This is a genomic window from Uliginosibacterium sp. H1, assembly GCF_036017065.1.
Lineage (GTDB): Bacteria > Pseudomonadota > Gammaproteobacteria > Burkholderiales > Rhodocyclaceae > Uliginosibacterium.
Window position 1 is genome coordinate 161,052 of record NZ_JAYXHR010000004.1, and the last position, 26,049, is coordinate 187,100.

The 26,049-nt window shown below is 67.2% G+C and carries 20 protein-coding genes; 7 read left to right on the forward strand and 13 right to left on the reverse strand.

The features are described 5' to 3' along the window. Positions 1-41: 41 nt before the first annotated feature. From VVD47_RS19865 to VVD47_RS19885, 5 genes are all read right to left on the reverse strand, one after another. Positions 42-635: a hypothetical protein gene (locus tag VVD47_RS19865; protein ID WP_327605265.1), complete on the reverse strand. Its 594-nt coding sequence runs from the start codon at positions 633-635 to the stop codon at positions 42-44. Beyond that, a complete protein-coding gene (locus VVD47_RS19870) occupies positions 632-1,369 on the reverse strand; it encodes a TerC family protein (RefSeq protein ID WP_327605266.1) in 738 nt (245 codons plus the stop codon). The genes VVD47_RS19865 and VVD47_RS19870 overlap by 4 nt, the downstream gene beginning before the upstream one ends. A 34-nt stretch (positions 1,370-1,403) precedes the next feature. After that, on the reverse strand, positions 1,404-2,030 hold the full coding sequence (locus VVD47_RS19875) for a hypothetical protein (protein WP_327605267.1): 627 nt from the start codon (positions 2,028-2,030) through the stop codon (positions 1,404-1,406). A gap of 89 nt (positions 2,031-2,119) precedes the next feature. Next, positions 2,120-2,908, reverse strand: coding sequence for an anti-sigma factor family protein (locus tag VVD47_RS19880; protein ID WP_327605268.1), 789 nt, complete (start codon positions 2,906-2,908; stop codon positions 2,120-2,122). After that, a complete protein-coding gene (locus VVD47_RS19885; RefSeq protein WP_327605269.1) occupies positions 2,905-3,405 on the reverse strand; it encodes a sigma-70 family RNA polymerase sigma factor in 501 nt (166 codons plus the stop codon). Before VVD47_RS19885 ends, VVD47_RS19880 begins: the two co-directional genes overlap by 4 nt. Before the next feature lie 213 nt (positions 3,406-3,618). On the opposite strand from VVD47_RS19885, the gene acs reads away from it, so the two are divergent. After that, a complete protein-coding gene (gene acs, locus VVD47_RS19890; RefSeq protein WP_327605270.1) occupies positions 3,619-5,604 on the forward strand; it encodes an acetate--CoA ligase in 1,986 nt (661 codons plus the stop codon). A gap of 542 nt (positions 5,605-6,146) precedes the next feature. After that, positions 6,147-6,953 carry a DnaJ domain-containing protein gene (locus VVD47_RS19895; RefSeq protein ID WP_327605271.1) on the forward strand — a complete coding sequence of 269 codons (807 nt, stop codon included), beginning with the start codon at positions 6,147-6,149 and terminating at the stop codon, positions 6,951-6,953. A gap of 172 nt (positions 6,954-7,125) precedes the next feature. On the opposite strand, the gene VVD47_RS19900 is transcribed toward VVD47_RS19895, so the two are convergent. Both VVD47_RS19900 and argG read right to left on the reverse strand, forming a co-directional pair. Further along, positions 7,126-7,974, reverse strand: a complete 849-nt coding sequence (locus VVD47_RS19900; protein ID WP_327605272.1) for an amino acid ABC transporter substrate-binding protein — start codon at positions 7,972-7,974, stop codon at positions 7,126-7,128. A 223-nt stretch (positions 7,975-8,197) separates the two neighbouring features. Continuing rightward, a complete protein-coding gene (gene argG / locus VVD47_RS19905) occupies positions 8,198-9,538 on the reverse strand; it encodes an argininosuccinate synthase (RefSeq protein WP_327605273.1) in 1,341 nt (446 codons plus the stop codon). A gap of 138 nt (positions 9,539-9,676) precedes the next feature. Between argG and VVD47_RS19910 the strand changes: the two genes are divergently transcribed. The 4 genes from VVD47_RS19910 to VVD47_RS19925 all read left to right on the forward strand — a co-directional run bounded on the left by VVD47_RS19910 (position 9,677) and on the right by VVD47_RS19925 (position 14,365). Further along, positions 9,677-10,840 (forward strand): GNAT family N-acetyltransferase, encoded by a 1,164-nt coding sequence (locus tag VVD47_RS19910; RefSeq protein ID WP_327605274.1) that lies wholly within the window; start codon positions 9,677-9,679, stop codon positions 10,838-10,840. Positions 10,841-11,049: 209 nt separating this feature from the next. After that, positions 11,050-13,059, forward strand: a complete 2,010-nt coding sequence (locus tag VVD47_RS19915; protein WP_327605275.1) for a VC_2705 family sodium/solute symporter — start codon at positions 11,050-11,052, stop codon at positions 13,057-13,059. Between the two features lie 311 nt (positions 13,060-13,370). Further along, positions 13,371-13,520, forward strand: coding sequence for a hypothetical protein (locus tag VVD47_RS19920; protein WP_327605276.1), 150 nt, complete (start codon positions 13,371-13,373; stop codon positions 13,518-13,520). An 83-nt stretch (positions 13,521-13,603) separates the two neighbouring features. Then, the gene (locus tag VVD47_RS19925; RefSeq protein ID WP_327605277.1) at positions 13,604-14,365 is read left to right on the forward strand and encodes an OmpA family protein; all 762 of its coding nucleotides are present in this window, start codon (positions 13,604-13,606) and stop codon (positions 14,363-14,365) included. A 72-nt stretch (positions 14,366-14,437) separates the two neighbouring features. Here the strand turns inward: VVD47_RS19925 and mltB are convergent, their stop codons facing one another. The 6 genes from mltB to VVD47_RS19955 all read right to left on the reverse strand — a co-directional run bounded on the left by mltB (position 14,438) and on the right by VVD47_RS19955 (position 22,021). Beyond that, positions 14,438-15,493 (reverse strand): lytic murein transglycosylase B, encoded by a 1,056-nt coding sequence (gene mltB / locus VVD47_RS19930; RefSeq protein WP_327605278.1) that lies wholly within the window; start codon positions 15,491-15,493, stop codon positions 14,438-14,440. 1 nt (position 15,494) lies between these two features. Further along, on the reverse strand, positions 15,495-17,438 hold the full coding sequence (locus tag VVD47_RS19935) for a transglutaminase TgpA family protein (protein ID WP_327605279.1): 1,944 nt from the start codon (positions 17,436-17,438) through the stop codon (positions 15,495-15,497). A 13-nt stretch (positions 17,439-17,451) separates the two neighbouring features. Continuing rightward, positions 17,452-18,405, reverse strand: coding sequence for a DUF58 domain-containing protein (locus tag VVD47_RS19940; RefSeq protein WP_327605280.1), 954 nt, complete (start codon positions 18,403-18,405; stop codon positions 17,452-17,454). A 95-nt stretch (positions 18,406-18,500) separates the two neighbouring features. Then, a complete protein-coding gene (locus VVD47_RS19945) occupies positions 18,501-19,469 on the reverse strand; it encodes an AAA family ATPase (protein WP_327605281.1) in 969 nt (322 codons plus the stop codon). A gap of 209 nt (positions 19,470-19,678) precedes the next feature. Continuing rightward, the gene (gene aspA / locus VVD47_RS19950) at positions 19,679-21,091 is read right to left on the reverse strand and encodes an aspartate ammonia-lyase (protein WP_327605282.1); all 1,413 of its coding nucleotides are present in this window, start codon (positions 21,089-21,091) and stop codon (positions 19,679-19,681) included. A gap of 126 nt (positions 21,092-21,217) precedes the next feature. Continuing rightward, entirely contained in the window at positions 21,218-22,021 is an 804-nt protein-coding gene (locus tag VVD47_RS19955; protein WP_327605283.1) for a UDP-2,3-diacylglucosamine diphosphatase, read from the reverse strand. Positions 22,022-22,238: 217 nt separating this feature from the next. On the opposite strand from VVD47_RS19955, the gene VVD47_RS19960 reads away from it, so the two are divergent. Continuing rightward, the gene (locus tag VVD47_RS19960; RefSeq protein WP_327605284.1) at positions 22,239-25,985 is read left to right on the forward strand and encodes a DUF748 domain-containing protein; all 3,747 of its coding nucleotides are present in this window, start codon (positions 22,239-22,241) and stop codon (positions 25,983-25,985) included. Positions 25,986-26,049 lie beyond the last annotated feature (64 nt).

Genomic DNA, 26,049 nt, shown 5'->3' on the forward strand with positions numbered 1-26,049 from the left:
TCATGCGCCGTTGGTGGATCGTAAGCCTGCTGCCTGCGGAATCAGAACCGCCAGCCCACCCCCAGCCCCAGGCTGCCTTGCGACCAGACACCGCTCCGTATGCGGGCGCGACAGCCACCATCGCAGACGATATAGCTGTCCGTGTCGAAAAACACCCCCAGCAAGCGGGCTTCAAGCCGCAGGCCAAGGTTTGCTGTGGGACGCCATTCGTAACCGCCGTACAGACTCGCGGAGGGCTGGAAGTCGCGCGTCCCTGGCGTTTCCACTTGGCTGCCGCCGACCATCAGGCCCACATACATGCTGCCTTTGCTCTGGTCGTACTCGACGTACTTGACGCCACCGAACTGGAGATGACGCGCGCGCAGCTTGCCCTGTCCACTGGGTTCGAATTCGTGCTCGCTCCCCGACAACATGAACTCCAGGCGAGTGTCCTGACCTTCCGGGATCGAGAGAAGCAGGTCGAGTCCGGGCGCCGGCTTGATGCCAGTGATGCTGCTGCTGCCGCTGCTCGCGGTTTCAACGCTGGAGGCGCTACGGTAACTACCGTAGGCGTAAAGAGTGAGACCGTCGGCACGCACCGCTTGCCCAAAGAGGCCTGCGCCCGCCGCCGCCAGTAGTAGCGGTATCTTTTTCATGGCGCGTCCTTGTTGAGCCGGATTGCCTCGTGACGCTTGCGCAGGCGGATGTTGATCAGTTCCACGACGATCGAGAACGCCATCGCGAAGTAGATGTAACCCTTGGGCACGTGCGTGTCGAAGCCTTCGGCAACCAGCGTGACGCCGACCAGCACCAGGAAGGACAGGGCCAGCATCTTGATGGTTGGATTGGCGTCGACGAATTCGCCGATCGGCCGCGCGGCCACCATCATCACGCCCACCGACACGACGATGGCAATCACCATCACGCTCAGCTGATCGGCCAGGCCGACTGCGGTGATGACCGAATCCAGCGAGAACACGATGTCGATCACCGCGATCTGCGCCAGGACACTGGCGTAGCTGGCGACCTTGGTGGTCTTGTGGTCGTCCGGTCCCGGCATCTCCAGCGAGTGGTGGATCTCGTGGACGCTCTTCCACAACAGGAACAGGCCGCCGCCGATCAGGATGATGTCGCGGCCGGAGATCTCCTGGCCGAAGGCGCTGAACAGCGGGGCGGTGAGCTGCATGATCCAGGACAGCGTTGCCAGCAGCGCGATGCGCGAGCCCATGGCCAGCATCAGGCCCAGGCGACGGGCCGAATTGCGTTGTGCCTCCGGCAGCCGGCCGACCAGGATGGAGATGAAGATGATGTTGTCGATGCCCAGCACGATTTCCAGCGCGGTGAGCGTCAGAAGCGCGACCCAGGCGTTGGGGTCCGACAGCCATTCCATGAGTTTTCTCCGTGTTGTGGGTGTGGGTCTGGTTCTAATGCGGGCGCAGCTTGTCGGCGAGATTCTGCCCGCCAACGCGGACGACCGCTGTCGTTACGCCGGCGTCGTCCACCGACACCGGTTCAAGCGTCATCGCGCCACTGTCGAGTGCCATCTGCAGGCGCTGTGTCGCGACGTCCCCCGGCAGGTTTTCCAGGCCTTGCACGCGGAACTTGCGACCTTGATGGAAGAAAGATGTTCCGTCCACTGCGTAGGCGCGGTCCGGTGCGCTGCGCGCCCGGGATTCAGGCTGGCTGTCGGGGCCCTTGTCCAGTGCATTGGCGGTGATCGGGCTGGCCAGTGGCGCCGCGGCCGCAGCCGCGGCTGCGGCCGGCGCCGAACCGCACACCTTGCGATTGCGGGTGCCCTGCGCGGTCTTCACCTTGACGGTGCGGCACTGGCTTGCCGGTTTCGCGGCCTTGGCCGCTTTGGCTGGTTTGGCCGCGCTGCTCTTGCGTGCAGCAGGCTTTTTGGCCTGCGCCTTGTTGCTCGATGCCTTCTTCTGGGGGCTCGTCTTGCCGTCCTTCGTCGCGGCGCTCGCCGGGCCGGCGTGGCCGAAGCTCAGCGCCAGCGCAAGCAGCAGGAGGGACAGGACAGGCCGGGAGGGGCGGAACCGGATCATGGCAGGGCGGCGGGCCGCGTCGTTGCGTGGCCGGCATTGTCGCACTGCAGGCGGTCAGCTGCCAGCCACCGCCGGCCCGCGACGGATGCTCACGGGTTGAGCTGCTGGTAGGTCTTCTGTGCAATGTCCAGCAACAGGGCGCGGTCGAGTTCGCCGGACAGCGCAAAACTCAAGGGGCCGTCCAGCCAGTAGAAGACGCTGATCTTGCCCTCCTGTGCGAAGCGGAAGGCGGTCTCGCGCGTGCCGGCCATGTCACGACGTACGTACAGGGTGAGGCGATGGCCTGCCCCGTCCTGGTACATGAACTGGGCGACGGGGCTGCCATCGCTGCCCGGCAGCAGGCGGCCCCCGACCATGGTGTAGCCGAAGCCGGCGAGATGTGGCGCGCGCAGCTTGGTGCCGAGGCGTTTCGACAACCAGGCGACGAGATGCGCCTCCTGGTCGGCGCCGACCTCCACCGGATGGCGCACCTCCGGTACGTAGACCGCATGTGCATAGGCGGCTTCGCGCCAGAAGGTGATTTCCGGCAGGTCGGGAGCGTTGTGCTCGACCATCAGGGCGCACAGGTAGCCCAGTACGCCGCCGACCAGCAGCCAGGCTGCCGCGACGGCGTAGCGCACCGGCGAGCGCCGCGAGGCCCGCTTGGCGGCCTTGAGCAGGCGTTCGGGCACCGCCGTGTGGGCCAGCGCATCGTAGCGCTGGCGCAGTAGGCGGTCGTGGTGCTGCCAGTTGCGCACCCGCTCCAGGTCCTCCGGATTGTCGTGCAGCCAGCGCTCGAAGCTCGCTCTTTCCTCGACGTCCAGGCGGTCGTCGACATAGCGGGACAGCAGCGCCTCGCGCTCGCCGACCGAAGGAGTGGCGTTCGGCTTGCCACTCATTTCACGACCCTCAGGTGCGCATTGCCATCCTGGCTGGCGAGCAGCGCCCGCAAGCGCTCGCGCGCACGGTACAGGCGCGACATCACCGTGCCGACGGGAATGTTCAGCACGCGGGCGGTTTCTTCGTAGCTCAGTTCTTCCAGCGTGACGAGCAGCAGGACCTGGCGTTGATCCAGCGACAGGCGCGCCAGGGCGCGGTCCAGGTCACGCAGTGCCAGGCCTTCGTCCTGCGCGGCGCGGGCCGGCAGTTCGGGCAGCATCTCCTCGGGGTAGTACTCGACAGCCTTGTGGCTGCGCGTCTGGCTGATGAAGACGTGATGCATGATGGTCAGCAACCATGCGCGCAGGTTGCCGGGGCGCCACAGCATCCACTTGTTGAGTGCGCGCTCCAGCGTATCCTGCACCAGGTCGTCGGCGCGGTAGGCGTCACCGGTCAGCGCGCGTGCGAAGCGGCGCAGACGGGGAATCTCGGCGACGATGTCCTGCTGGATCGGCATGGCGTGAACCGCGACGGAACACGGCCATGCTACCAGCGCCACCCGTCCGCGAGGCTAGGGATTTCTACCGGTTGAGGAAGACCGCGGACGTGCGCTGGCGTAGGGGTCTTCATCCCGTGTGCGTAAGTGCGTTGTAAGCTCCCGCACATTGAATACGCCGTACTTGAAATAGAGAGGCCGCCAGCGCTGGTCAGGCCCGAGGAGGAGAACAGCATGTCCACGATTGATTCCGTCCTGCAGGAAACCCGTGTCTTTCCGCCGCCCGCTGCGGTCGTCGCCAAGGCCACCGTTTCCGGCATGCCTGCCTACGAGGCGCTGTGCCGGGAAGCCGAGCAGGACTACGCCGGCTACTGGGCGCGGCTGGCCCGCGAGAACCTGAGCTGGAAGACGCCGTTCACCAAGGTGCTGAACGAAGCCGAGGCGCCGTTCTACAAGTGGTTCGAGGATGGCACGCTGAACGTCAGCTACAACTGCCTGGACCGCAACATCGATGCGGGCCTGGGCGACAAGGTGGCATTGATCTTCGAGGCGGATGACGGCAAGGTCACCCGCACGACCTACCGCCAGTTGCACACGCTGGTGTGCAGGTTCGCCAACGGCCTGAGATCGCGCGGCATCAAGAAGGGCGACCGCGTCATCATCTACATGCCGATGTCGGTCGAAGGCGTGGCGGCCATGCAGGCCTGCGCGCGCATCGGCGCCATCCACTCGGTGGTGTTCGGTGGCTTCTCCGCCAAGAGCGTGCAGGAGCGCATCGTCGATGCCGGCGCCGTGGCCGTGTTGACCGCGGACGAGCAATGTCGCGGCGGCAAGAACATTCCGTTGAAGGCGGTGGTGGACGAGGCGCTGGCCATGGGCGGCTGCGATGCCATCCACAGCGTGGTGGTGTACCAGCGCACCGGCAACCCGAGCACCATGCAGGCCGGTCGTGACGTGTGGCTGCATGAGTTGGTGTCCGGCCAGGCCGATACCTGCGAGCCGGAATGGGTGGAGGCGGAACACCCCTTGTTCCTGCTGTACACCTCTGGCTCCACCGGTAAGCCCAAGGGCGTGCAGCACTCCAGCGGCGGCTACCTGCTGCACGCGATGCTGACCACCAAGTGGACCTTCGACATCAAGCCCGACGACATCTTCTGGTGCACCGCGGACATCGGCTGGGTGACGGGGCACAGCTACATCACCTACGGGCCGCTCGCCTGCGGCGCCACCGAGATCGTCTTCGAAGGCGTGCCGACCTACCCGGACGCAGGCCGCTTCTGGAAGACCATCCAGGATCACAAGGTCAGCATCTTCTACACCGCCCCGACGGCGATCCGTTCGCTGATCAAGGCCTCTGAAATCAATCCGGCTGCAGCCCCGAAGAACTACGACCTGTCCAGCCTCCGTCTGCTCGGCTCGGTGGGAGAGCCGATCAACCCCGAAGCCTGGATGTGGTACCACGAGCAGGTGGGCGGTGGCCGTTGCCCGATCATGGACACCTTCTGGCAAACAGAAACCGGTGGCCATGTCATCACGCCGCTGCCTGGCGTCACGCCGCTGGTGCCGGGTTCCTGCACGCTGCCCTTCCCGGGCATCCAGGCGGCCGTCGTGGATGAGACCGGCAACGATGTTGAGTGGGGAAAGGGCGGCTTCCTGGTCATCAAGCGACCCTGGCCGTCGATGATCCGCACCATCTGGGGCGATCCGGAGCGCTTCCGCAAGAGCTACTTCCCGACCGATCTCGGCGGCAGCCTGTACCTTGCAGGTGACGGTGCCGTGCGCGATGCGAAGACCGGCTACTTCACCATCATGGGCCGCATCGACGACGTGCTGAACGTGTCCGGCCACCGCATGGGCACCATGGAGATCGAATCCGCGCTGGTGTCCTGCACCGAGCTGGTGGCCGAGGCCGCCGTGGTCGGTCGGCCGGACGACCTCACCGGCGAGGCCATCGTCGCCTTCGTGGTGCTCAAGCGTGCGCGTCCCACCGGCGACGAGGCGAAGAAGATCGTCAAGCAGTTGCAGGACTGGGTAGCGAAGGAGATCGGTGCGATCGCCAAGCCCAAGGACATCCGCTTCGGCGACAACCTGCCCAAGACGCGCTCCGGCAAGATCATGCGTCGCCTGTTGCGCGCCTTGGCAAAAGGCGAGGAAATCACGCAGGATGTCTCGACGCTTGAGAATCCGGCGATCCTTGAACAGCTCAAGCAAAGCGCCTGACGACCCGCTTCTTCCGTGATGGAATCCACACTCACCACGCGCTACGCAGGACCATCAGGGTATGCCCATATTGTCCACGATAGTGGCAACGCGAGATGCTTCGTCCGTGCTTGATCGCATCTCGTGCGAGAAGGCTATGGGGGAGGGACTGGCCTTGAGCCAGTCCGATTAGTGGAGGAGGGTGCGCAAGCTCCCTCCTCTCGTTTTTTTTGCGGCGCCGTTTTTCATCTCCCGCCACTCCCTGGCGGATGAGCCGCAAACAGGCTGCGCGTCATGCGCGGCATGCCGTTTCTGTTCCTGCAATGAAATCGAATGGGCCTGCCCCGAAGCCGGGAGTCATGCTGTCGCTCCTTGTCTGTCCGACTGCGGCCGCGGTTTCCATCGACACGGGTTTCCGTCTGAGGCGCACCGGGATGGACTATCGGGCATCGAGCGTCCAACCGCCCAAAACCTGAGCAATCCATCATCGGTGGTCGAATGCCGATCGGGTAAGCTGCGGCGCGTACGCAGTACCAGAGACCCGAAGAGACCTGAACCCTCCCATGGCCCGAACCACGCTCTACGACCTGCTCGGAATCAGCCGGCACGCAACTCCCGAAATGATCCAGGCTGCCTACGAGCGGCTCGGCGAACGCAAGCGAGCGGGCACGCTCAGCCATCCCAGGATGGACCCGGACACGTATTTCCAGCAGATCCAGGATGCCTACTCGACACTTGCCCATCCCACGCTGAGAGCGCAGTACGACACGCGGCTGGAGCGTGCCGAGGCGTCTCCGCCTGCGCGTGGTGAGGTGTCAGCGATGGGCTTCGCGCCGGGGCGTTGGCTCCTCGTGCTGGGCGTGATCGGTCTGGCCATTTTCTATTTCAAGACGGTCCAGAACGAGGCGCATCAGCGCGAACAGGAACGCCTGGGGGCTGAACTAGAGGCGCAGCGGGTAGCTGCCGCGCGGCAGCGCGAGGAAGAAGCTGCCGAGCGGGACGCCATGCGGCGCGAAGAGCAGGCGCGTGCCGAGGCGGAACGACTTGCCGAGCAACAGCGCTACGAAGCGGAGCGGGCTTTCGCCCGCGCGGATGCCGACATGCGTCGCCTCGAATCGCAGCGTGAGCGCGATGCCCGGCAAGACAGCTACGCCACCCAGCGCGACACCCGCGATGCCTCGCGTGAAGCCGAACTGAAGCGGCAGCAGGAACGCTACGACGCCGAACGCAGGCTGGCCCGGGACAAGGCACAGCTGAGGGCCATCGAGCGCGAGCAGCGTCCGCGCATTGCTGTCATCCCCCGTGAAACGGAGCAGCCGCGCCGTACGTACACGAATCCCTACCGGGACGAACGGGATTCGAATCGTTGAGCGGGAACGGCGAGGCCCTGCCTGCGCCGTTCGATGATCGACAAGGCGCAGTCACCGAGGCTGGCCGGGTACGGAGCAGGCCACGGTGTTGTCAGCGCCGGGCACAGCAGTCGGTACCGGTTGCCAGGGCCCGTGAGCGGACCCTGACATCGTGGGAGTACCAGGCGCCCGTTTATTCCGGGAGCGCTCCGAACGTATAGCTCATCCGCACGATCGGACTGGGTTGTCCAAGCTTGCCGAACCAGCGGCCGAATATCCCGGAGATGGTGCCATCGCGATAGATGTGGGCCAGCGCGGTGTTCACCGACAGGCGGAAATCGTCGTCGTTGCGCGGCAGGACCAGTGCATAGGGTTCGATCGCGAGCGGTTCGTCCAGCATGGCGATCGCGCGTGGATCCTGGGACTTGGCCAGCAAGCCGAGCAGCAGAAGCTGGTCGCCCACGAACGCATCGAGTTCGCCTTTCTCGAAGCGGGCGAAGCCTTCTTCACGCGAGGCCACGACCACCGTGTCGGCATTGATCGCGCCACCGCGGAGCGACGCGCGCAGGATGGACTCATTGGTGGTGCCACCCAGCACGCCGATCTTCTTGCCACCCAGATCGGTGAGCCGCTTCGCCCCCGAACTGCTCTTGACCAGCACCTCGATGCCATCGGCAAAGGTGAAGCTCGAGAAGCTGACTTGCTTCATGCGTGACAGCGTGACCGAGCTCGCGCCGCACTCGATGTCGGCCTGGCCCTTGGCGATGACATCGAAACGGTTCTGCACCGTCACCGGCACCCACTTGATGTCGATGCGATCGATGCGCAGCTGTTCGCTGATCTGGCCGACGACGCTGCGACACAGGTCGATGCTGTAGCCCGTGGGCTGCTTGCCCTCGTCGAGGAAAGAGAAGGGCACGGCGTCCGTGCGGTATGCGATGGCGATGCTCTTGCTCTTTTTCACGCGGGCGAGGACGTCAGCGTGGGCGGTGCTCGCAAGGAGGGGGGCGAGCAGAAGGCACAACAGGGCACGACGGAACATGGACAGGACCTCGGGCGATCGGGGGAGCCCCAGTATAGGTAGGCCCTTGTGACTTCTCCCCGTTGCGGCCGCTCACTGACCGAATGGCCATATGGCTACGCGGAGATTCCCATGGCGCGACGCGAGGTCAGTGGACCGTCATAGCAGGCCGTCACAACATCCGCATAAACAAAAAAAGCCCGCCATCAAGCGGGCTTTTTGTTCGTGCGGATGTGCCGAAGGCTTACTTGCCGTCGCCGGTCAGCAGGGGAATGCTGCCCCCCGAATCGCTGCCGAGCAGGCCGGTACCGGCGTAGATGCCCAGCTTCTGGCGCGTGTCGCTGATGTCCAGGTTGCGCATCGTCAGCTGGCCGATGCGGTCGGCCGGGGTGAAGGCGGCGTCTTCCACCTTTTCCATCGACAGGCGCTCGGGCGCGTAGGTGAGGTTCGGGCTCTCGGTGTTGAGGATCGAGTAGTCGTTGCCGCGGCGCAGCTCCAGCGTCACTTCGCCGGTGATGGCGCGCGCCACCCAGCGCTGGGCGGTCTCGCGCAGCATCAGGCATTGCGGGTCGAACCAGCGGCCCTGGTACAGCAGGCGGCCCAGCTTCATGCCGTTCATGCGGTACTGCTCGATGGTGTCCTCGTTGTGGATGCCGGTGACCAGGCGCTCGTAGGCGATGTGCAGCAGGGCCATGCCCGGGGCTTCGTAGATGCCGCGGCTCTTGGCTTCGATGATGCGGTTCTCGATCTGGTCGCACATGCCCAGGCCGTGACGGCCGCCGATGATGTTGGCCTCGGCGAAGAGGTCCACCGCGCTGGCGAAGCTGCGACCATTGATGGCGACCGGCACGCCTTCCTCGAAGCGCACGGTGACGGTCTCGGCCTTCACCACGACGTCATCCTTCCAGAAGGCGACGCCCATGATCGGGTTCACGATGTTGATGCCGGCGTTCAGGAACTCCAGGTCCTTCGCTTCGTGCGTGGCGCCCAGCATGTTGGAGTCGGTCGAGTAGGCCTTCTCCACGCTCATCTTGTAGTCGAAGCCGTTGGCGATGAGGTATTCGCTCATCTCCTTGCGGCCGCCCAGCTCGTCGATGAACTGCTGGTCCAGCCAGGGCTTGTAGATCTTCAACGCCGGGTTGGCGAGCAGGCCGTAGCGGTAGAAGCGCTCAATGTCGTTGCCCTTGTAGGTCGAACCGTCGCCCCAGATGTTGACGCCGTCTTCCTTCATCGCCACCACCAGCGCGGTGCCGGTCACGGCACGGCCCAGCGGGGTGGTGTTGAAGTAGGTCGCGCCGCCGCTCTTGATGTGGAAGGCGCCGCACTGGATGGCAGCGATGCCCTCGGCCACGAGCTGCGGGCGGCAGTCGATCAGGCGGGCGATCTCGGCACCGTAGGCGAGGGCCTTGCGCGGGATTTCCTCGTAGTCGCTCTCGTCCGGCTGGCCGAGGTTGGCGGTGTAGGCGCAGGGGATGGCACCCTTGCCGCGCATCCAGTGCACGGCGGCACTGGTATCGAGGCCGCCGGAAAAGGCGATGCCGACGCGTTCGCCGGCGGGAATCTTCTGGAGAATGGTTGCAGCCACGGGGGACTTTCTCGGGCGGAAAACGAAAACCGCGCATTGTACCGCGCCTGAAGGCCCGGCCGGAATGGCTGGAACAGCCGCTGGCGGCTGCGCCGACGTCGTCAGGCGCGGGGACGCTGCGTGCTACGGTCTACCGCCATGCCTGCCGCCCCTTCCGCTGCCCGCTTCAGCCTCCACGCCGCCATCGACGAGATTCCCGCTGCCGACTGGGACGCCCTGGCGCCGGGGCAGCCCTTCCTGCGCCATGCTTTCCTGTCGCTGCTGGAGGCGACCGGCTGTGTCAGCCGCGAGGCCGGCTGGGTGCCGGCTCATGCGGCGCTGTGGGAGGAGGGGGAGGAGGAGGGCGACCACGCCCCGCGGTTGCTCGCCGCGATGCCGCTGTACCTGAAGCACCACTCCTACGGTGAGTTCGTCTTCGACTGGGCCTGGGCGGATGCCTATCACCGCAACGGGCTGGACTACTACCCCAAGTGGCTGGCGGCGGTGCCGTTCAGTCCCATCCCCGGCCCCCGCCTGCTGGGGCGGGACGACGCAGCGCGCCGGACCCTGCTTGCCGCCGTGCAGGACGCGGCCGCGCAGAGCGGCCTGTCCTCGCTGCACATCCTGTTTGCCGACGAGGACGAATGCCGTTGGGGCGAGGCCGCCGGCTTCATGCGGCGGGAGAGCGTGCAGTTCCACTGGCACAACCGTGGCTGGCGGGACTTCGACGATTTCCTGTCCGCCATGTCGCACGACAAGCGCAAGAAGATCCGCCAGGAGCGTCGCCGCGTGGCCGATGCCGGCGTGAGCTTGCGGGTGCTGGAAGGGCCTGCGATCCGCGAGGTGGACTGGCTGTTCTTCGAGCGTTGCTATGCCCACACCTATGCGCTGCATCACTCCACGCCCTACCTGAACCGGGAGTTCTTCCTGCGCCTGGGGCGCGAGATGCCGCGGCACTGCGTGATGCTCGTCGCCAGCCGCGATGGTAACGACATCGGCGCCAGCCTGCTGCTGCGTGACGACGAAGTCCTGTACGGCCGCTACTGGGGCGCGCTGGAGCAGGTGAGCTGCCTGCACTTCGAGGCCTGCTACTACGCGCCCATCGCGTACGCCATCGCCCAGGGGCTGCAGCGTTTCGAGGGCGGCGCGCAGGGCGAGCACAAACTGTCGCGTGGCCTGGAGCCGGTGGTGACCCACTCCCTGCACTGGCTGGCGGACGCGCGCTTTCAGGACGCCGTGGCGCGCTACCTGCAGCGCGAAAGCGGCGGCATGGCGGAATACGTGGACGAACTGGAGCGGCGCAGCCCGTTCAAGCTGCCCTGAGTTTGAGCCCGCCTGGTTGCGCAGCGGATGGCGCACCGAGTGACGCACCGGGTGAAGTTCTGGGTGACGTACCGAGTGAAGCACCCGGTGGTTCCGGCTGACGCGGCTTCCGCACGTCGACTGGGGCAAGTCCCAGCCGTGCGTGTTGCAGGCCTCAGGCTACACTCCGGCAATCTCCGCCCAGACGGACCCTGCATCATCGCCACCCCATGACGCCCGCTCAGATCGGCCGCCGCTACGTTCTTTTCGCCATCTGCTTCGCGCTCTACATCGGCCTGCTGGCGCTCGCCGAGGGCGCCGGTGCGCCTGCGCACTGGATCGGCTTCGCGGTGATGCTGGCCTCCATCGTCATGTACGCCGCCATCGGCGTGTTCTCACGCACGGCGGACGTCACCGAGTACTACGTGGCCGGCCGGCGCATCCCCGCCATCTTCAACGGCATGGCCACGGCGGCGGACTGGATGAGCGCCGCGTCCTTCCTCGGCATGGCCGGCACCCTGTACTTCGCCGGCTACGACGGCCTCGCCTTCGTGATGGGCTGGACCGGCGGCTTCGTGCTGGTCAGCCTGCTGCTGGCACCCTACCTGCGGCGCTTCGGCCAGTTCACCATCCCGGACTTCCTCGGCGAGCGCTACGAAGGCCGCCTGCCGCGCCTCATCGGCGTGTGCGCGGTGGTGGTGGCGAGCTTCGTCTACGTGGTGGCGCAGATCTACGGCGTGGGGCTGATCACCAGCCGCTTCGCCAACATCGAGTTCGAGATCGGCGTCTTCGTGGGCCTGGCCGGCGTGCTGGTGTGCTCCTTCCTGGGCGGCATGCGCGCGGTGACCTGGACGCAGGTGGCGCAGTACATCGTCATCATCGCCGCCTACCTGACGCCGGTCGTCATCCTGTCCTGGAAAGTCACCGGCGTGCCGGTGCCGCAGGTGATGTACGGGCAGGTGCTGCAGCGGCTGGACGCGGTGGAAACGCGGCTGCTGGCCGACCCGGCCGAGGCCGAGGTGCGCGAGGCGCTGATCCGCCGTGCCGAGCAATACCAGGTACGCATCGCCGCGCTGCCCGAATCCCTGCTTCAGGAGCGCGCCACGCTGGTCGCACGTATCAGTGCCCTGCAGCAGGCCAACGCACCGGCACGCGATGTCGCCCAGGCCCAGCGCCAGTTGCGTGCCTTGCCGCCCGACCCGGAGGCTGCCCGCGTGCAATGGGACAGGGAGTATCGCGAGGCGCTGCTGCGCTCCGAGCCGCCGCACCGCCACGCGGAAGCTTTCCCGAGCACCGCGCTGCAGTCCTCCGAGCACGCCCGCAACAACTTCATCGCCCTGGTGTTCGTGCTGATGATCGGCACCGCCGGCCTGCCGCATGTGCTGATGCGCTACTACACGACCCCCGGCGTCGCCGACACGCGACGCTCCGTGTTCTGGTCGCTGCTGTTCATCTTCCTGCTCTACATCACCGCGCCGGCCTACGCCGTGTTCGCCAAGTGGGAGATCTACAGCAACGTGGTGGGATCGGCGATCTCCAGCCTGCCGTCCTGGCTGTTCAGCTGGGGCAAGGTCGGGCTGATCGCGGTGGAGGACGTCAATCTCGACGGCATCCTGCAGCTCGCCGAGCTGAGCCTCAACCCGGATGTCATCGTGCTGGCGACGCCGGAAATCGCGGGCCTGCCCTATGTCGTCTCCGGGCTGGTCGCGGCGGGCGGGCTGGCGGCCGCGCTGTCCACCGCGGACGGGCTTTTGCTGACGATCTCCAGCGCCCTGTCGCACGACGTGTACTACCACGTCATCAATCCGCGGGCGACCACGTCGCGCCGCCTGCTGGTGTCCAAGGGCACGCTGATGGTCGTGGCGGTCATCGCGGCATGGGTCGCGTCGTTGCGGCCGGACAGCATCCTGTTCACCGTCGGCTTCGCCTTCTCGCTGGCCGGCGCGGCTTTTTTCCCGGCCCTGGTGTGCGGCATCTTCTGGCGACGCGCCAACAAGTGGGGGGCGGTGGCCGGCATGCTGGCCGGCCTGCTGGGCACGCTGGCCTACGCGGTGCGCACCCATTCCTTCTTCGGCGGCTCGATGGACAACGCCTGGCTGGGCATCCAGCCCATCTCCAGCGGCGTGTTCGGTGTGTGTGCCGGCTTCGTCGTGCTGGTGGCCGTCAGCCTGCTGACCGCTGCGCCAGGCCGCCATGCCGGCGAGGTGCTGGCCGAAGTACGCAGCCCGGCGAAGCCTTAACCCGAGCCTTGCAGCTTTGGCCGGGCGCGGCCAGGCACAAGGCCTGCCGTGGCCTTACCGTGCGTCCATTGCGTCCCACCGCGTCCTCGCGGCCGATTCCTGCCCATCCTGCTTCACCCCTCGAAAAGGGCTGCGCAAGCGGTGCCTTTTCAATCAGTTACGGCACCTGCGGTCAGTCTCGTCCTACACGCACTTCATCTTGCGCCGACAGGGTGCGCCCGGTGTCGCTTGCAAGAATCCATCCCAACAGGTCGGCGCGTGCTGCCTGCCGGAAATCGAACCCGTCATCCCGTTGGGACAAGGAGATTGAAATGAAGAATCCTCAGATCGACACCCCGATGTATCAGGAAGATGCCGCAGCCGAACGCGAGCGCCAGGCCTACCTGGACGAAGTCCATATCGAAAGCACGCAGTTCGGTGTGGATCGCATCGGCTACGAAGAAGAACAGGACGCGGACTGAGCTTCGCCGTGCCTCTCAGGGCGGCACAGGGAGTGTTGCCCGATGACGCAGTACCGTTACACACACAGAAAAAGGACATCAACATGAAGAAGCAGAACAACGTGAGAACGCAACGGATCATCGGCACCTTGCTGCTCGGCGCAACGCTGGCCGCTCCCCTTGCCGCCCAGACCAAGGACGTCGTCGTGGAGCCCGGCCAGAACGTGCCCTACCTGATCGACTCCCGCAACGTCCTGGTGCGCAGCGGCGCCGGCCTGTGCTGGCGCACCGGCTCCTGGTCGCTGGACGCGGCCCGCACCACCAAGGTGGTCGGCAGCCCCTTCCCGGTCGGCTGTGAATGCGAAAAGAGCCTGATGCCGAAGGAAGTCTGCGAGCCCAAGCCCGCCCCGGTAGCTGCGCCGGCAGCGCCCGCACCGGCCCCGGCTCCTGCGCCCGCACCGGCTCCCGTTCCGGTCGCGCAGAAGGTCACCATCCCGGCCGACGCGCTGTTCGAATTCGACAAGGCCGTCATCACGCCGGCCGGCACCCAGGCGCTGGATGCCTTCGTGGCCCAGGTCAAAGGCGTGCAGCTGGAAATGGTGCTGGCCCGTGGTCACGCCGACCGCATCGGCAGCGACACCTACAACCAGACGCTGTCCGAGAAGCGCGCCAACGCGGTGAAGGACTTCCTGGTCAGCCGCGGTATCGACGCGAACCGCGTGTATGTCGAAGGCAAGGGTGAGAGCGAGCCCAAGACGACCGACTGCACCAAGCTTGGCGCCGAGAACGGCCGCAACCGCAAGCTGGTCGAGTGCCTGGCACCTGACCGCCGCGTGGAGCTGGAAGCCGTCGGCACCCGTCAGTAAGCGGGCTGCTGCAGGAAAAACGCCGCGACTGAGGTCGCGGCGTTTTTATTTCCGGGTCCCGTCAGCGCGTCGTCAGCGCGGCGTGGTGGTGGATTGCGAAACGACCGGCTGCCCACCCATGCGTTGCTGCAAGGCCTCGGCAAATTCATACACCGTCATCGCGTAGAAGCTGCTGCGGTTGTAGCGGGTGATGACGTAGAAATTCTGGTAGCCCAGCCAGTACTCGGTGGGCTGGTTGGGGGTCACGAGGTCGATCAGCGCGGCGGGGGCGTCGTGCTGGCTGGTGGTGGCGATGCCTTTGCCGAGCAGGGTGGTGCGGTCGAACTGCGGGGTGATGCCGGCGGCGACGAAGGGCTGGGGCTGGGCGTCGCCACTGAGGTAGGCGCGCGCAGCCACCGGGCCACCTTGTTGCCAGCCGTGCAACTGCAGGAAGCGCGCGACGCTGCCGATGGCGTCCTGAGGGCTTTTCAGCAGGTCGATGTGGTTGTCGCCGTCGAAGTCGGTGGCGTACTTGCGGATGCTGCTGGGCAGGAACTGCGGCAGGCCTAGCGCGCCGGCGAAGGAGCCGCGATAGCTTTCCACCGGGTCGCCTTGCTCGCGCGCCAGCAGGAAGAGGGCTTCCAGCTCACCGCGGAACAGCTCGGCTCGCGGCGGGTAGTCGAAACTCAGCGTCGCCAGCGCATCCAGTGCGCGAAAGGTGCCGGTGTTGCGACCGTAGATGGTCTCCACGCCGATGATGCTGACGATGATGGATTGCGGCACGCCGTAGGTGGCCTCGGCGCGCGCCAGCGTGGCGGCATGGTCCTTCCAGAACTGCACGCCGTGGCGGATGCGGGTCGGTTCGATGAAGCGCGCGCGGTAGCGTTGCCAGGAGCGCACGCCCGGGTCGCTGGGCGGGCGGATCAGGTCGATGACGCGGGAGTTGTGCTGCGCTTTCTGCAGGGTGGCGAGCACCTCGGCGGCGTCCAGGCCGTGGCGGGCGGCCATATCCTGGGCGAAGGCGATCAGCAGCGTTTCATCGGGAAAGCCGGCAGCCTGTGCGGGCACTTGCAGGAAGGAACACGCCAGCGCGGCGGCGAGTGCGGCGCGCGTGCGCTTGAAGGGGAAACCGGTCGATTCAGCAGGCAATTCAGGTCTTTCCGAGTTGGCGCATCAGGGCGCGCAGCGCCGCCAGCGATGACTGGTCGGGCGCGCTGCGGCCGTAGCGGAGTTGTTCGTACTGTTCTGCGATGTCGCGCAGCGCGGCGAGTTCCGGTTTGTTGCGGACAACGCGTTCGGCATAGGTGCTGGCAGGCTCCCAGGCCAGCCTCGGGTGACCTCTGGCTGCGAGGCGGGCGCAGAAACGATGCCACAGTTTGTCTAGGGCGTCGCGCCGGGGTGCGCGCGGCAACAGGCGCAAGGCGATCCACAGCATCCAGGCACCGGCCGCCATCGCCATCAGTCCCACCATCGCATGCCAGCCGCCGCTGCCCAGTCCGAGGCGGCGCATCAGCTCGGCCTGGCGCTGGGCATTGTAGCCAAGCACCCACTGGTTCCAGCCGTTGTTGATGGCCTCCCAGCGATGGCGCATCGCCAGCACCCAGTCGTTGTTGGTACGCAGCATGAAGGGCAGGGCATCGTCGCCCAGCGCCTGGCCGAGCCCGGACTCGATGCGCGTGGGATAACTCGCCGCGGTGGGGTCCACGCGCTGCCAGCCACGTGCGTCGTCCAGCCAGACCTCGGCCCAGGCGTGGGCGTCCGACTGGCGTACCACCAGGGTGCGGTCCAGTGGATTAATCTCCCCGCCCTGGTAGCCGGTGACCACGCGGGCGGGCAGGCCGGCGGCACGGGCCAGCACCACGAAGGCGCTGGAGAAGTGCTCGCAGAAACCCTCGCGGGTGTCGAACAGGAATTCGTCAGCGCTGTGCTGGCCGAGCACCGGCGGCGTCAGGGTGTAGCGCAGGCCGGCCCGGCGCATGAAGTCGAGGACGTTGCCCAGGCGCGTGTCCGGGTCCTCGCTTTCGGCCTTCCATTGCGCACCGATCGCCAGGCTGCGCGGGTTGTAGCCCTCGGGCAACTGGCGGGCGGCCAGCAGGATGTAGCGCGACAGGCGTTGCTCCACCGGCGCCTGCGGTTGCGAGCGCAAGGTGTAGCGCATGCGGTTGCGCACCGGCACGCGCGACAGCAGGGTGTAGTCGTAGGAGAAGAGATGGGTGGCCTCGGCGGACACCGGGTAATCCAGGGCCATCAGCCAGCGCTGGTTGTGGGGCTCCAGCGTGATGCTGTAGTCGTACACCGGGCCGCGCGGCGTATAGGCGGGCGTGCTTTCGAAACCGGTGAACAGCGGCTGCCAGCGACGGCCATCGAAACGGGTCAGCACCGGCCCGCGCCAGTAACGCTGGCTGGCTGGTGGCACCGCGCCCTGGAACTCGACGCGGAAGGCGATCTCGCCGTTCATGATCAGCTCGCTGATCGAGCCCGGCTCCATGGTGTCGGACAGGCCGCTGCGGCCGGCGGTCTGGTCCAGCGGCAGGCCCCACAGCGGGCCGTCGATGCGTGGGAACAAAACGAACAGCACGACGAGCAGCGGCACCGCCTGGGCCATCAGCAGGCCGATCTCGCGCAGGCCGGCGAGGCTGGGCGCACGCGCCTGCTGCAGCATCGCGAAACTGGCCAGCACGGCCACCGTGCCGATCAGCGCGAGCACCGCGGTCAGCATGTTCTGCTCGTGCAGGAACAGGCCCATCAGCAGGAAGCAGCCGAGCAGCAGGGCCGCCCGGCCATCGCGGCGGTTGCGCGCTTCCAGCAGCTTCAGCGGCATGAACAGCGCCAGCAGCGCGAGGCCGGGCATCTTGCCGAAGACGTTGCCGACCGACCACAGCACGACCGCGATGGAGGCCACGGCGATCGGGAGCAGCACGATGCGACCCGGCGGCGCGACCTTGCGCCAGGCGTTGACGCCGCGCCAGAGCAGGAACAAGGCGCTGAGCGCAGCCACCACTGGCGGCAGGTAGAGCATGTGCGGGGCCAGCACCAGCACGGCGGTGCCGGTGAGGGCGAGCGTCTGCTGACGGCTGAGGGCGGGTTCTCTCATCGTGGTGCCGCGCTCAGTGGCGTGGGTCGCCGAACAGCGCCAGCGCCTGCAGGCAGGCCTCGTGGTGGCGTGGCGTGCGGCCGGGGCCGAGTTCGCGGTTGGGCAGGCGCAGCGTGGTGGCGAGGCCGCGGTGGCGGGCGGCCACAACCCAGGCGGTGATTTGCGACAGGCGCATCTCCGGGTTCATGTGCGCCGGCAGGCTCGCCCAGTCGAAGACCAGGTCCGCGCCGGTGCCGCCGACGAACTGCTTGCTCATCATCGGCCCGCCGCGCGCGAGCTGTTTCCACGCGATCTGTCGCGGCGAATCGCTGGGCTGGTAGCTGCGCAGGCCGGCGAACTCTTCGCGGCCGGGCCGTTGCGACACGCCCTGGTCGGCAATCGGGCCGGGCGCCGGTGGCGGCGCCATGCTGTCGATGGCCTGCGGATAGACGATGGCCTGCGCGTCCGGCTCGATGTAGCTCCAGGCACGCACCCAGCCCAGTGGCGCACGGCATTCCACGCGCAGGCGCCCGACTGCGTGCCAGCCGCGGCGCGGGGCGGGCAGGCGCAGCAGCTCGCTGCCCATCGCGTGGGCGGCCACGTCGATGCTGACGTGGTGACCGGTGGCGTGATCCTCGTCCAGCGGGCCGACCGTGATGCCGATGCGCTCGCGGCCGCTGTCGTCGCGCAGCTCGACGAGGAAGGCCGCGGTGCCGCCGGCAAAGACTTCGCCCTGCGGCCGCAGGGCGATCTCCAGTCCGAGCAGCGCCCGCCAGCTCTGCACCATGTGCACGACGAAGACGCCGCCGAGCAGGAAGGTGAGCATGTAGCCCAGCGACAGGTTGTAGTTGAGCGATGCGATCAGCATCACCGCCAGGGTGATGAACAGCGACCAGCCGGTGGCGGTGGGCAGCACGTAGATGCGCCGCTGTGGCAGGCGGATGGGCTGTGCCTCCGGGCCGCTGCCACGGCGCATCCAGCGGCGCATGCGTTCGCGCAGTGCGCGTTGCAGGGAGGGACGCGTAGAAGCTTCGGTGCCGGGTCCGCTGCGCGGCAAAGTGGCCGCGCGGGAGCTTGCCGCGGTCAAGGCAGCGGCACCGCCTCGATCAGGCGGCGCACCAGGGCATTCGGCGTGTCGCCGGGCTGGGCGCCGACCAGGCGGTGGCCGGCAACGTGCGGCAGCACGGCCTGTACGTCCTCCGGCCGCACGTGGTCGCGGCCGGCCAGCAATGCCCAGGCGCGCGCGGCGGCCAGCAGGCCGATGCCGCTGCGCGGCGACAGGCCGTGGGAGAAGTCCGGCAGGCTGCGGCTGGCACCGAGGATGGCCTGCACGTAGTCCAGCGCGGCGTCACCGACATGGATGGATGCGACGCTGGCCTGCATTGCCAGCAGGCCGTCCGGGTCGGTGCAGGGCTGCATTTCGGCCAGCATGCCGCGGCGGTCGCGGCCGGCCAGCAATTCGCGCTCCGCCTGGGCGTCCGGCAGGCCGATGCCGATGCGCATCAGGAAGCGGTCGAGCTGCGATTCCGGCAGCGGGAAGGTGCCCAGCTGCTCCATCGGGTTCTGGGTGGCGATCACGAAGAAGGGCGTGGGCAGCGCGTAGGTGTTGCTGTCCACCGTGACCTGCTGTTCTTCCATCGCTTCCAGCAGCGCGCTCTGGGTCTTGGGCGTGGTGCGGTTGATCTCGTCGGCCAGCACGACTTGCGAGAACACCGGGCCGGGGTGGAAGCGGAAGGTGTGCTGGGCGGTGTCGAAGATCGACACGCCCAGCAGGTCGGCCGGCAGCAGGTCGCTGGTGAACTGGATGCGCTGGAACTTCAGCCCCAGGGTGATCGCCAGCGCATGCGCCAGGGTGGTCTTGCCCACGCCCGGCTGGTCCTCGATCAGCAGGTGGCCGCGCGCCAGCAGGCAGGTGAGCGACAGGCGCAGGGCCTGCGGCTTGCCCAGAACGATGCGGCCGAGCGTGTCGAGGATCTCGCGGGCGCGGCGGGTGCTGTCGGCGATGGTGGCGGGGGAGGAGGGCAAGGCAGCGGCGGGGGTGGGGGCGTTCATGGAGGCGTCTTGTCGGAGACTTCGGACTGGGTGTCGACGGATTCGTGGCGACGGGCTTGGTGTCGACGGACTGGGTGTCGATGGCTCATCTCAGCCTAGCAGAGGCCGGCAGGGGCTGAGACCGCATGATTGCAGCGGCGTTCGCCCGCTGTTCCGGCCTTGTCTCGGCCTGCCCCCGCCGTGCGTCGGGCGTCGCCGCGCGTTGCGGTTCAGGCGCGTGGCTGGAAAGCCTGCGGGCTGGTCAGGGTTTCCGGCTTGAGGATGCGTTCCAGCTCCTCCCGTGTGAGCAGTCCGCGGGCCAGCACCACGTCATACACGCTGGCGCCGCTGGCGTGGGCCTCGGCGGCCACGGCCGTGGCGTTGGCGTAGCCGATGTAGGGGTTCAGCGCGGTGACGATGCCGATGGACTGTTCCACCATCGCGCGCAGCCGTTCGCGGTTGGCGGTGATGCCGCGCACGCAGCGCTCGGTGAGCGTGGTGCAGCCGTTGCGCAGGTGGGCCACGCTCTTGAACAGGCTGTGGGCGATGATCGGTTCGAAGGCGTTGAGCTGAAGCTGGCCGGCTTCGGCGGCGAAGCTCACCGTCACGTCGTTGCCGATGACTTCGAAGGCGATCTGGTTCACCACCTCCGGGATCACCGGATTGACCTTGCCCGGCATGATGCTGGAGCCGGCCTGCATGGGCGGCAGGTTGATCTCGTTGAGGCCGGCACGTGGCCCGGACGACAGCAGGCGCAGGTCGTTGCAGGTCTTGGACAGCTTGACCGCCACCCGCTTGAGCACGCCGGACAGTTGCACGAAGGCGCCGCAATCCTGGGTGGCCTCGATGAGGTTCGGCGCGGTCTGCAAGGCCACGCCGGTGATCCGCGACAGGTGCAGGCACACCCGCTCGGCATAGGCCGGGTGGGCGGTGATGCCGGTGCCGATGGCCGTCGCCCCGAGGTTGATCTCGCAGATGAGCTGCACGGCTTCCTTCAGGCGCTGCTCGTCCTCGCCGAGCATCACGGCGTAGGTGGAGAACTCCTGGCCCAGGGTCATCGGCACCGCGTCCTGCAGTTGCGTGCGGCCCATCTTGAGCACGTCGCGGAACTCGTGGGCCTTGTCCTCGAAGGCGCCGCGCAGGGTCGCCATGGCCTCCACCAGGCCGAGGATGCCGAAGTACGTGGCGATCTTCAGCGCCGTCGGATACACGTCGTTGGTGCTCTGGCTCATGTTGACGTGTTCGTTGGGGTGGAGCTGCGCATAGTCGCCCCGGGCATGGCCCAGCAGTTCCAGCGCGCGGTTGGCGATCACCTCGTTGGCATTCATGTTGGTGGAGGTGCCGGCACCGCCCTGGATGACGTCCACCACGAAGTGCTCGTGCAGGGCGCCGCCGCGGATTTCCTCGCAGGCGGCCACGATGGCACGCATGCGGGTGGCGTCGAGCAGGCCCAGTTCGTGGTTGGCCAGCGCCGCCGCCTGCTTGATGCACGCCAGGGCGCGGATCAGCCCGGGGTAGGTGGAGATGGGAATACCGGTGATGGCGAAGTTCTCAAACGCCCGCAGGGTATGCACGCCGTAGTAGGCGGCGATGGGAACCTCGCGGTCACCGAGCAGATCGTGTTCGAGGCGGGTGAGTTGCATGCGGCACTCCGGCGGCGGGAATGCGGCCATTGTCCGCCCGCGGGACCGGTACTGCATCCGGCAAAGTGCTTAGCGTTCCTGCGGAGTGGTCAGGAGGGACCGGGGACGGCCCGCGAGGTCGTGCGTTCAGGCCATTTCCGCGGGCGTCAGGGCGTCCGGGTCCGGCATCGGTGGCAGCTTCTCGAATTCCGGCGCGACCAGGCGCCATTCCACCAACTCCATGTGGCCGTCCAGGTGTTCCACGATGGCGGTGCAGCTGTCCACCCAGTCGCCGCAGTTGATGTAGGTGATGCCCTGGATGTCCTTGATCGTGGCCCAGTGGATGTGCCCGCAGATCACGCCGTCCACGCCGCGGTCGCGCATGGCATGGACTACCGAATCCTCGAAATCGAAGATGAAGCTGACGGCGGTCTTGACCTTGCGCTTGGCATAGCCGGCCAGCGACCAGTAGCCGGGGATGCGCAGGGTGCGCCGCACCCACGACAGCCAGGTGTTGATGCGCACCAGCAGGTTGTAGGCCATGTCGCCCAGTACCGCCACCCAGCGGTGGTAGCGCGTCACCTGGTCGAACTCGTCGCCGTGCAGCAGCATGTAGCGCTTGCCGTCGGCGGCGATGTGCAGGTGTTCGTACTTCAGCTCGATGTCGCCGAAGTGGGTGCCGCAGTACTCGCGCAGGGCCTCGTCGTGGTTGCCGGGGATCAGCATCACGCGCGTGCCCTTGCGGGCCCGGCGCAGCAGCTTCTGCACGAAGGTGTTCTGCGCCCGCGTCCAGTGGATGCTGCGGCTCATCGCCCAGAAGTCGATGATGTCGCCCACCAGGAACATGTTGTCGGCTTCGTAGTGGCGGAGGAAGCCCAGGAGACTGTCGGCCTGGCAGCCGCGGGTACCGAGGTGGATGTCCGACAGGAAGATCGAGCGGACGTGAGGCATCAGGACTGGAGCAGGGAGATCATGCCCCGTGAAGATAAGTGCCCCGTGTGACAAACCCGTGACCGTCTGGAGACGCGAAGATGAAGGCGGCGCCCGGGCTGCGGCGGGATCGGGCGGGCGATAAGGCGGGCGGTGGGGCTGGTGACGGGGTGGCCGTCGCGGAGCATTCCACCGGGCGGGCTGGTAATCTGGCCGTCATTCCGTGTGGAGTTCAAGCATGCGCGAGCGATTGCAGCGGGTCTGGGCCAGGGTGGGTGGGCAGGCGCGCCGCCGCCTGAAATGGGCGGCCATTTCCCTGGCCTGCCTCGTGGCGCTGGTCGCCGTGCTGGGTTACCTGGTGCTGCCGCCCTGGATCAAGGGGAAGGTCGAACAGGCCGCCGGCGAGGCCCTGGGGCGCAAGGTCAGCATCGAGGCGCTGACGCTGGATCCGTTCCGCCTGCAGCTGGGGCTGCGTGGCCTGCGGATCGCCGAGGCCGACGGCCAGGGCGAATTCGTCCGCATCGGCAGCCTGCTGGCCGATGCGCAGCTCAGCTCGTTGTTCGTCGGCGGGCCCGTGCTGCGGGAACTGCGGGTGGACGAGCCGGGCGTGAACATCGAACGTCTGCGGGACGGGCGCTTCAACTTCTCCGACATCGTCGACCGCATTGCCGCCAGGCCGCCCAAGGCGGCCGACGAGGACGACGAACCGGTCCGCTTCTCGGTCGCCAACATCCAGCTGAGCGGTGGCAGCCTGCGCTATGTCGACCAGCCGGAGGCCACCCGCCATGAAATCGACGGCCTGACCATCAGCCTGCCTTTCCTGTCCAACGTCCCCTCACGGGTGGACAGCTTCGTCGAGCCGCGGGTGGCGGCTCGCATCAACGGGGCAGAACTGGACCTGCAGGGGCAGGTGCGGCCGTTCTCGACCGACCACCGTGAGGCCAGCCTGGCGTTGACGCTGGCGCCCACCGCGTTGACGTCCTACCTGACCTACCTGCCGGCCGGCTTGCCGGTACAGCTCAAGTCCGGCCGGCTGGGGCTGGACCTCAAGCTGACCTGGGCGCAGCCGGCCAGTGGCGACGCGACGCTGACCATCTCCGGCAAGGTGCATGCGGCGGATTTCGCGCTGGCGGACATGGCCAATGCGCCGGTGGTGTCGTGGAAGACGCTGGACATTGACCTCACCCGCGTGGAGCCACTGGCGCGCCCCCTGCGCGCGGACATCGCAGCCATCACCCTGGGCGGCGCGGACCTGAGCGTCCTGCGCGACCGCGACGGCAAGATCAATCTCGAACGCCTGCGCCCCGCGCCGGCCGCGAGCAAACCCGCGCCCAAGCCGGCATCCGCCCCGGTGGCGGGCGCCAGACCCGCGGCCGCGCCGGTGGTGACCATCCGTAGCCTGGTGGTCACCCAGTCCGGCCTGCACCTGCGCGACGAATCCGTGCCCGGGAACTACGACCTCAAGCTCACGCCGCTGGAAGTCCGCATGGAGAACTTCGACCTCTCCGGCAAGACCGAAGCCAGCCTCAGCCTGAAGGCCGATGCCGCGGACGGCGAACAGTTCACCCATGAAGGACGCTTTAGGCTCAGCCCGCTGAGCGCAAGCGGTGAGGCGACGGCGACCGGCCTGCTGCTGGAACGCCTGCGCCCCTATTACGCCCGCCTGCTGCCCAACGCCGACGTGCGCGGCAAGGCACGGCTGCTGGCGCGCTACAGCGTCGCGGACGCCGGTGGCGAGCTGGGCTGGAAAGTGGAGGGCGGCCAGCTCGGCCTGAGCGGGTTCAGCCTGTCGCGTCGCGGTGTGGCGACGCCGCTGATACAGGTGCCGGATGCGTCGCTGGAGGGCGTGGCGGTGGATGGCAAGGCACGCACGGTGGCGGTCGAGCTGGCGAAGTCGACGAAGGTGCGTGCCCGGGTGCTGCGCGACAAACGCGGGGTCGACATCGTCGCGGCGGTGAGTGGCGGTCGCGAGGATGCGCAGGAGGCTGCACGCGAAGTCGTCCAGGAGGTGGCGGCGAGCGTCGGCGTGTCGCAGGAGCGCCTCGCCGCGGTGACCGGCTCGGCGCCCGCGGCGGACGCACGCAAGCGCGCGGCGGAGCCGACCTGGGAGGTCGACATCAAGCGCACCGAACTGCGCGAATGGGCCGTCCGCTACGAGGACCGTAGCCAGGAACGCAATCCGGTGGTCATGGACGTGGTGGAAGAGGAAGTCCTGCTGGAAGGACTGAGCACCCGGCAGGGGCGTGAAGCCCGTGTGCAGATGAAGGGCCGGGTCAACAAGGGGGGGCGCGTCAACGTGGCGGGCAGCCTGGGCCTGTTGCCGCTGCGCGGCGACCTGAAGGTGAGCCTGAAGAGCGTGGACATCCTGCCTGCCCAGCCGTGGCTGAGCGAGCGCTACCGGGTGTTGCTGACGCGTGGGGCATTGTCGGCGGACGGCCGGTTGCGCTTCGACCTCACCCGCCTGGACGAGCCGAAATTCGCGTATGTTGGTTCGCTGGCGCTGGCCGATTTCAACTCGTTCGACCAGATCAACGATGCCGACTTCCTGCGCTGGAAGACCTTCGGCCTGACCGGCATCGACCTCAGCCTGTCACCGCTGTCGTTCAAGGCGGACGAAGTCCTGCTGGAGGATCTGTACACCCGGCTGATCCTCAGTGCGGACGGGGAGCTCAACCTGCGGGAGCTGACGCAGGCGCAACGCGACGAAGAGGACGCGCGCCTGCAGGATGCACGGTCGCAGACGCAGGTGGCATCCGCGCCCGTGCCGGCACCCAGGAAGGATCTCCCGCCGGTGTCGATCGGGCGCATCGTGCTGAACGGCGGCAACGTCGCGTACACCGATCGCCTGATCCGGCCCAACTACGACGCCATGCTCACCGAGCTGAAAGGCAGCCTGTCGGGGCTGTCTTCCGCGCCGGACTCGATCGCCACCCTGAGGGTGGACGGCAGCGTGGACCGCTCGGCCCCGCTGGTCATCGACGGGCGCCTCAATCCCTTGCGGCGCGACCAGTTCCTCGACATCAAGGCGCGCGTCAGCGGCGTCGATCTGACCGGCGCCTCGACGTACTCCAGCAAGTACATCGGCTATGGCATCACCCGCGGACGGCTGTCGCTGGACCTTGCCTACAAGATCGAGAACCGCAGGCTGGTCGCGCAAAACCATGTGGTGCTCAACCAGCTGACGTTCGGCGAGAAGGTCGACAGCCCCGACGCCACCAAGCTGCCGGTCATGCTCGCCGTGGCCGTGCTACGAGACAGCCGTGGCGACATCGACATCAACCTGCCAGTGTCCGGGTCGCTGGACGATCCGCAGTTCTCCGTCGGCGGCGTCATCCTGAGAGTGATCGGCAACCTGATCACCCGCGCGGTCACCGCGCCGTTCTCCTTGCTGGCCTCGATGGTGAGCGGGGGTGAGGACGTGGACCTTGCCTATGTCGCGTTTGCACCCGGCACCGCCAAGCTGGATGCCGAAGCGGAAGGAAAGCTGCAGGCCTTGTCGAAAGCCCTGGCCTCGCGTCCGGCCCTCAAGCTGGAGATTGCCGGCCACGCCGACGCGCAACGCGAGCTGGACGCGGTGCGCCGGGCCCAGCTGCAGGCGAAGCTGCGCAGCCTCAAGGCGCAGGCCATGGTGAAGCGGGGCGAGGCCGTCGGCTCGGTGGAAGAGCTTGTCATTACGCCGCAGGAGTATCCGCAGTTGCTGGCCGAGGCCTATCGCGCCGAGCCCATGGACAAGCCGCGCAACCTCATCGGCATGCAGCGCGATGTGCCGGTCGCGGAGATGGAAACGCGCCTGCTGGCAAACGTGAAAATCAGTGATGGCGACATCCAGGCGTTGGCGCGCAGTCGTGCCCAGGCCGTGCGCAACTGGCTGGTGGATAAAGGGAAGGTGGCGGGCGAACGCCTTTTCATCATCAATGCGCCGAATGTAGCGACCAAAGAAAATTCAGACAGACCGGGTGCTCGCGTTGATTTTTCTTTGCAGTAAACATTAAGCTTCGGTCGCGACATGCTTGATGGCATGTCGATGCCCGCCGCGCCAACGTTGACGC

Coding starts and splice junctions, on each gene's coding strand:
- VVD47_RS19865 (WP_327605265.1), bottom strand. CDS start 635: ATGAAAAAGATACCGCTACTACTGGCGGCGGCGGGCGCAGGCCTCTTT.
- VVD47_RS19870 (WP_327605266.1), bottom strand. CDS start 1,369: ATGGAATGGCTGTCGGACCCCAACGCCTGGGTCGCGCTTCTGACGCTC.
- VVD47_RS19875 (WP_327605267.1), bottom strand. CDS start 2,030: ATGATCCGGTTCCGCCCCTCCCGGCCTGTCCTGTCCCTCCTGCTGCTT.
- VVD47_RS19880 (WP_327605268.1), bottom strand. CDS start 2,908: ATGAGTGGCAAGCCGAACGCCACTCCTTCGGTCGGCGAGCGCGAGGCG.
- VVD47_RS19885 (WP_327605269.1), bottom strand. CDS start 3,405: ATGCCGATCCAGCAGGACATCGTCGCCGAGATTCCCCGTCTGCGCCGC.
- acs (WP_327605270.1), top strand. CDS start 3,619: ATGTCCACGATTGATTCCGTCCTGCAGGAAACCCGTGTCTTTCCGCCG.
- VVD47_RS19895 (WP_327605271.1), top strand. CDS start 6,147: ATGGCCCGAACCACGCTCTACGACCTGCTCGGAATCAGCCGGCACGCA.
- VVD47_RS19900 (WP_327605272.1), bottom strand. CDS start 7,974: ATGTTCCGTCGTGCCCTGTTGTGCCTTCTGCTCGCCCCCCTCCTTGCG.
- VVD47_RS19910 (WP_327605274.1), top strand. CDS start 9,677: ATGCCTGCCGCCCCTTCCGCTGCCCGCTTCAGCCTCCACGCCGCCATC.
- VVD47_RS19915 (WP_327605275.1), top strand. CDS start 11,050: ATGACGCCCGCTCAGATCGGCCGCCGCTACGTTCTTTTCGCCATCTGC.
- VVD47_RS19920 (WP_327605276.1), top strand. CDS start 13,371: ATGAAGAATCCTCAGATCGACACCCCGATGTATCAGGAAGATGCCGCA.
- VVD47_RS19925 (WP_327605277.1), top strand. CDS start 13,604: ATGAAGAAGCAGAACAACGTGAGAACGCAACGGATCATCGGCACCTTG.
- VVD47_RS19935 (WP_327605279.1), bottom strand. CDS start 17,438: ATGAGAGAACCCGCCCTCAGCCGTCAGCAGACGCTCGCCCTCACCGGC.
- VVD47_RS19940 (WP_327605280.1), bottom strand. CDS start 18,405: ATGCGCCGCTGGATGCGCCGTGGCAGCGGCCCGGAGGCACAGCCCATC.
- VVD47_RS19945 (WP_327605281.1), bottom strand. CDS start 19,469: ATGAACGCCCCCACCCCCGCCGCTGCCTTGCCCTCCTCCCCCGCCACC.
- aspA (WP_327605282.1), bottom strand. CDS start 21,091: ATGCAACTCACCCGCCTCGAACACGATCTGCTCGGTGACCGCGAGGTT.
- VVD47_RS19955 (WP_327605283.1), bottom strand. CDS start 22,021: ATGCCTCACGTCCGCTCGATCTTCCTGTCGGACATCCACCTCGGTACC.
- VVD47_RS19960 (WP_327605284.1), top strand. CDS start 22,239: ATGCGCGAGCGATTGCAGCGGGTCTGGGCCAGGGTGGGTGGGCAGGCG.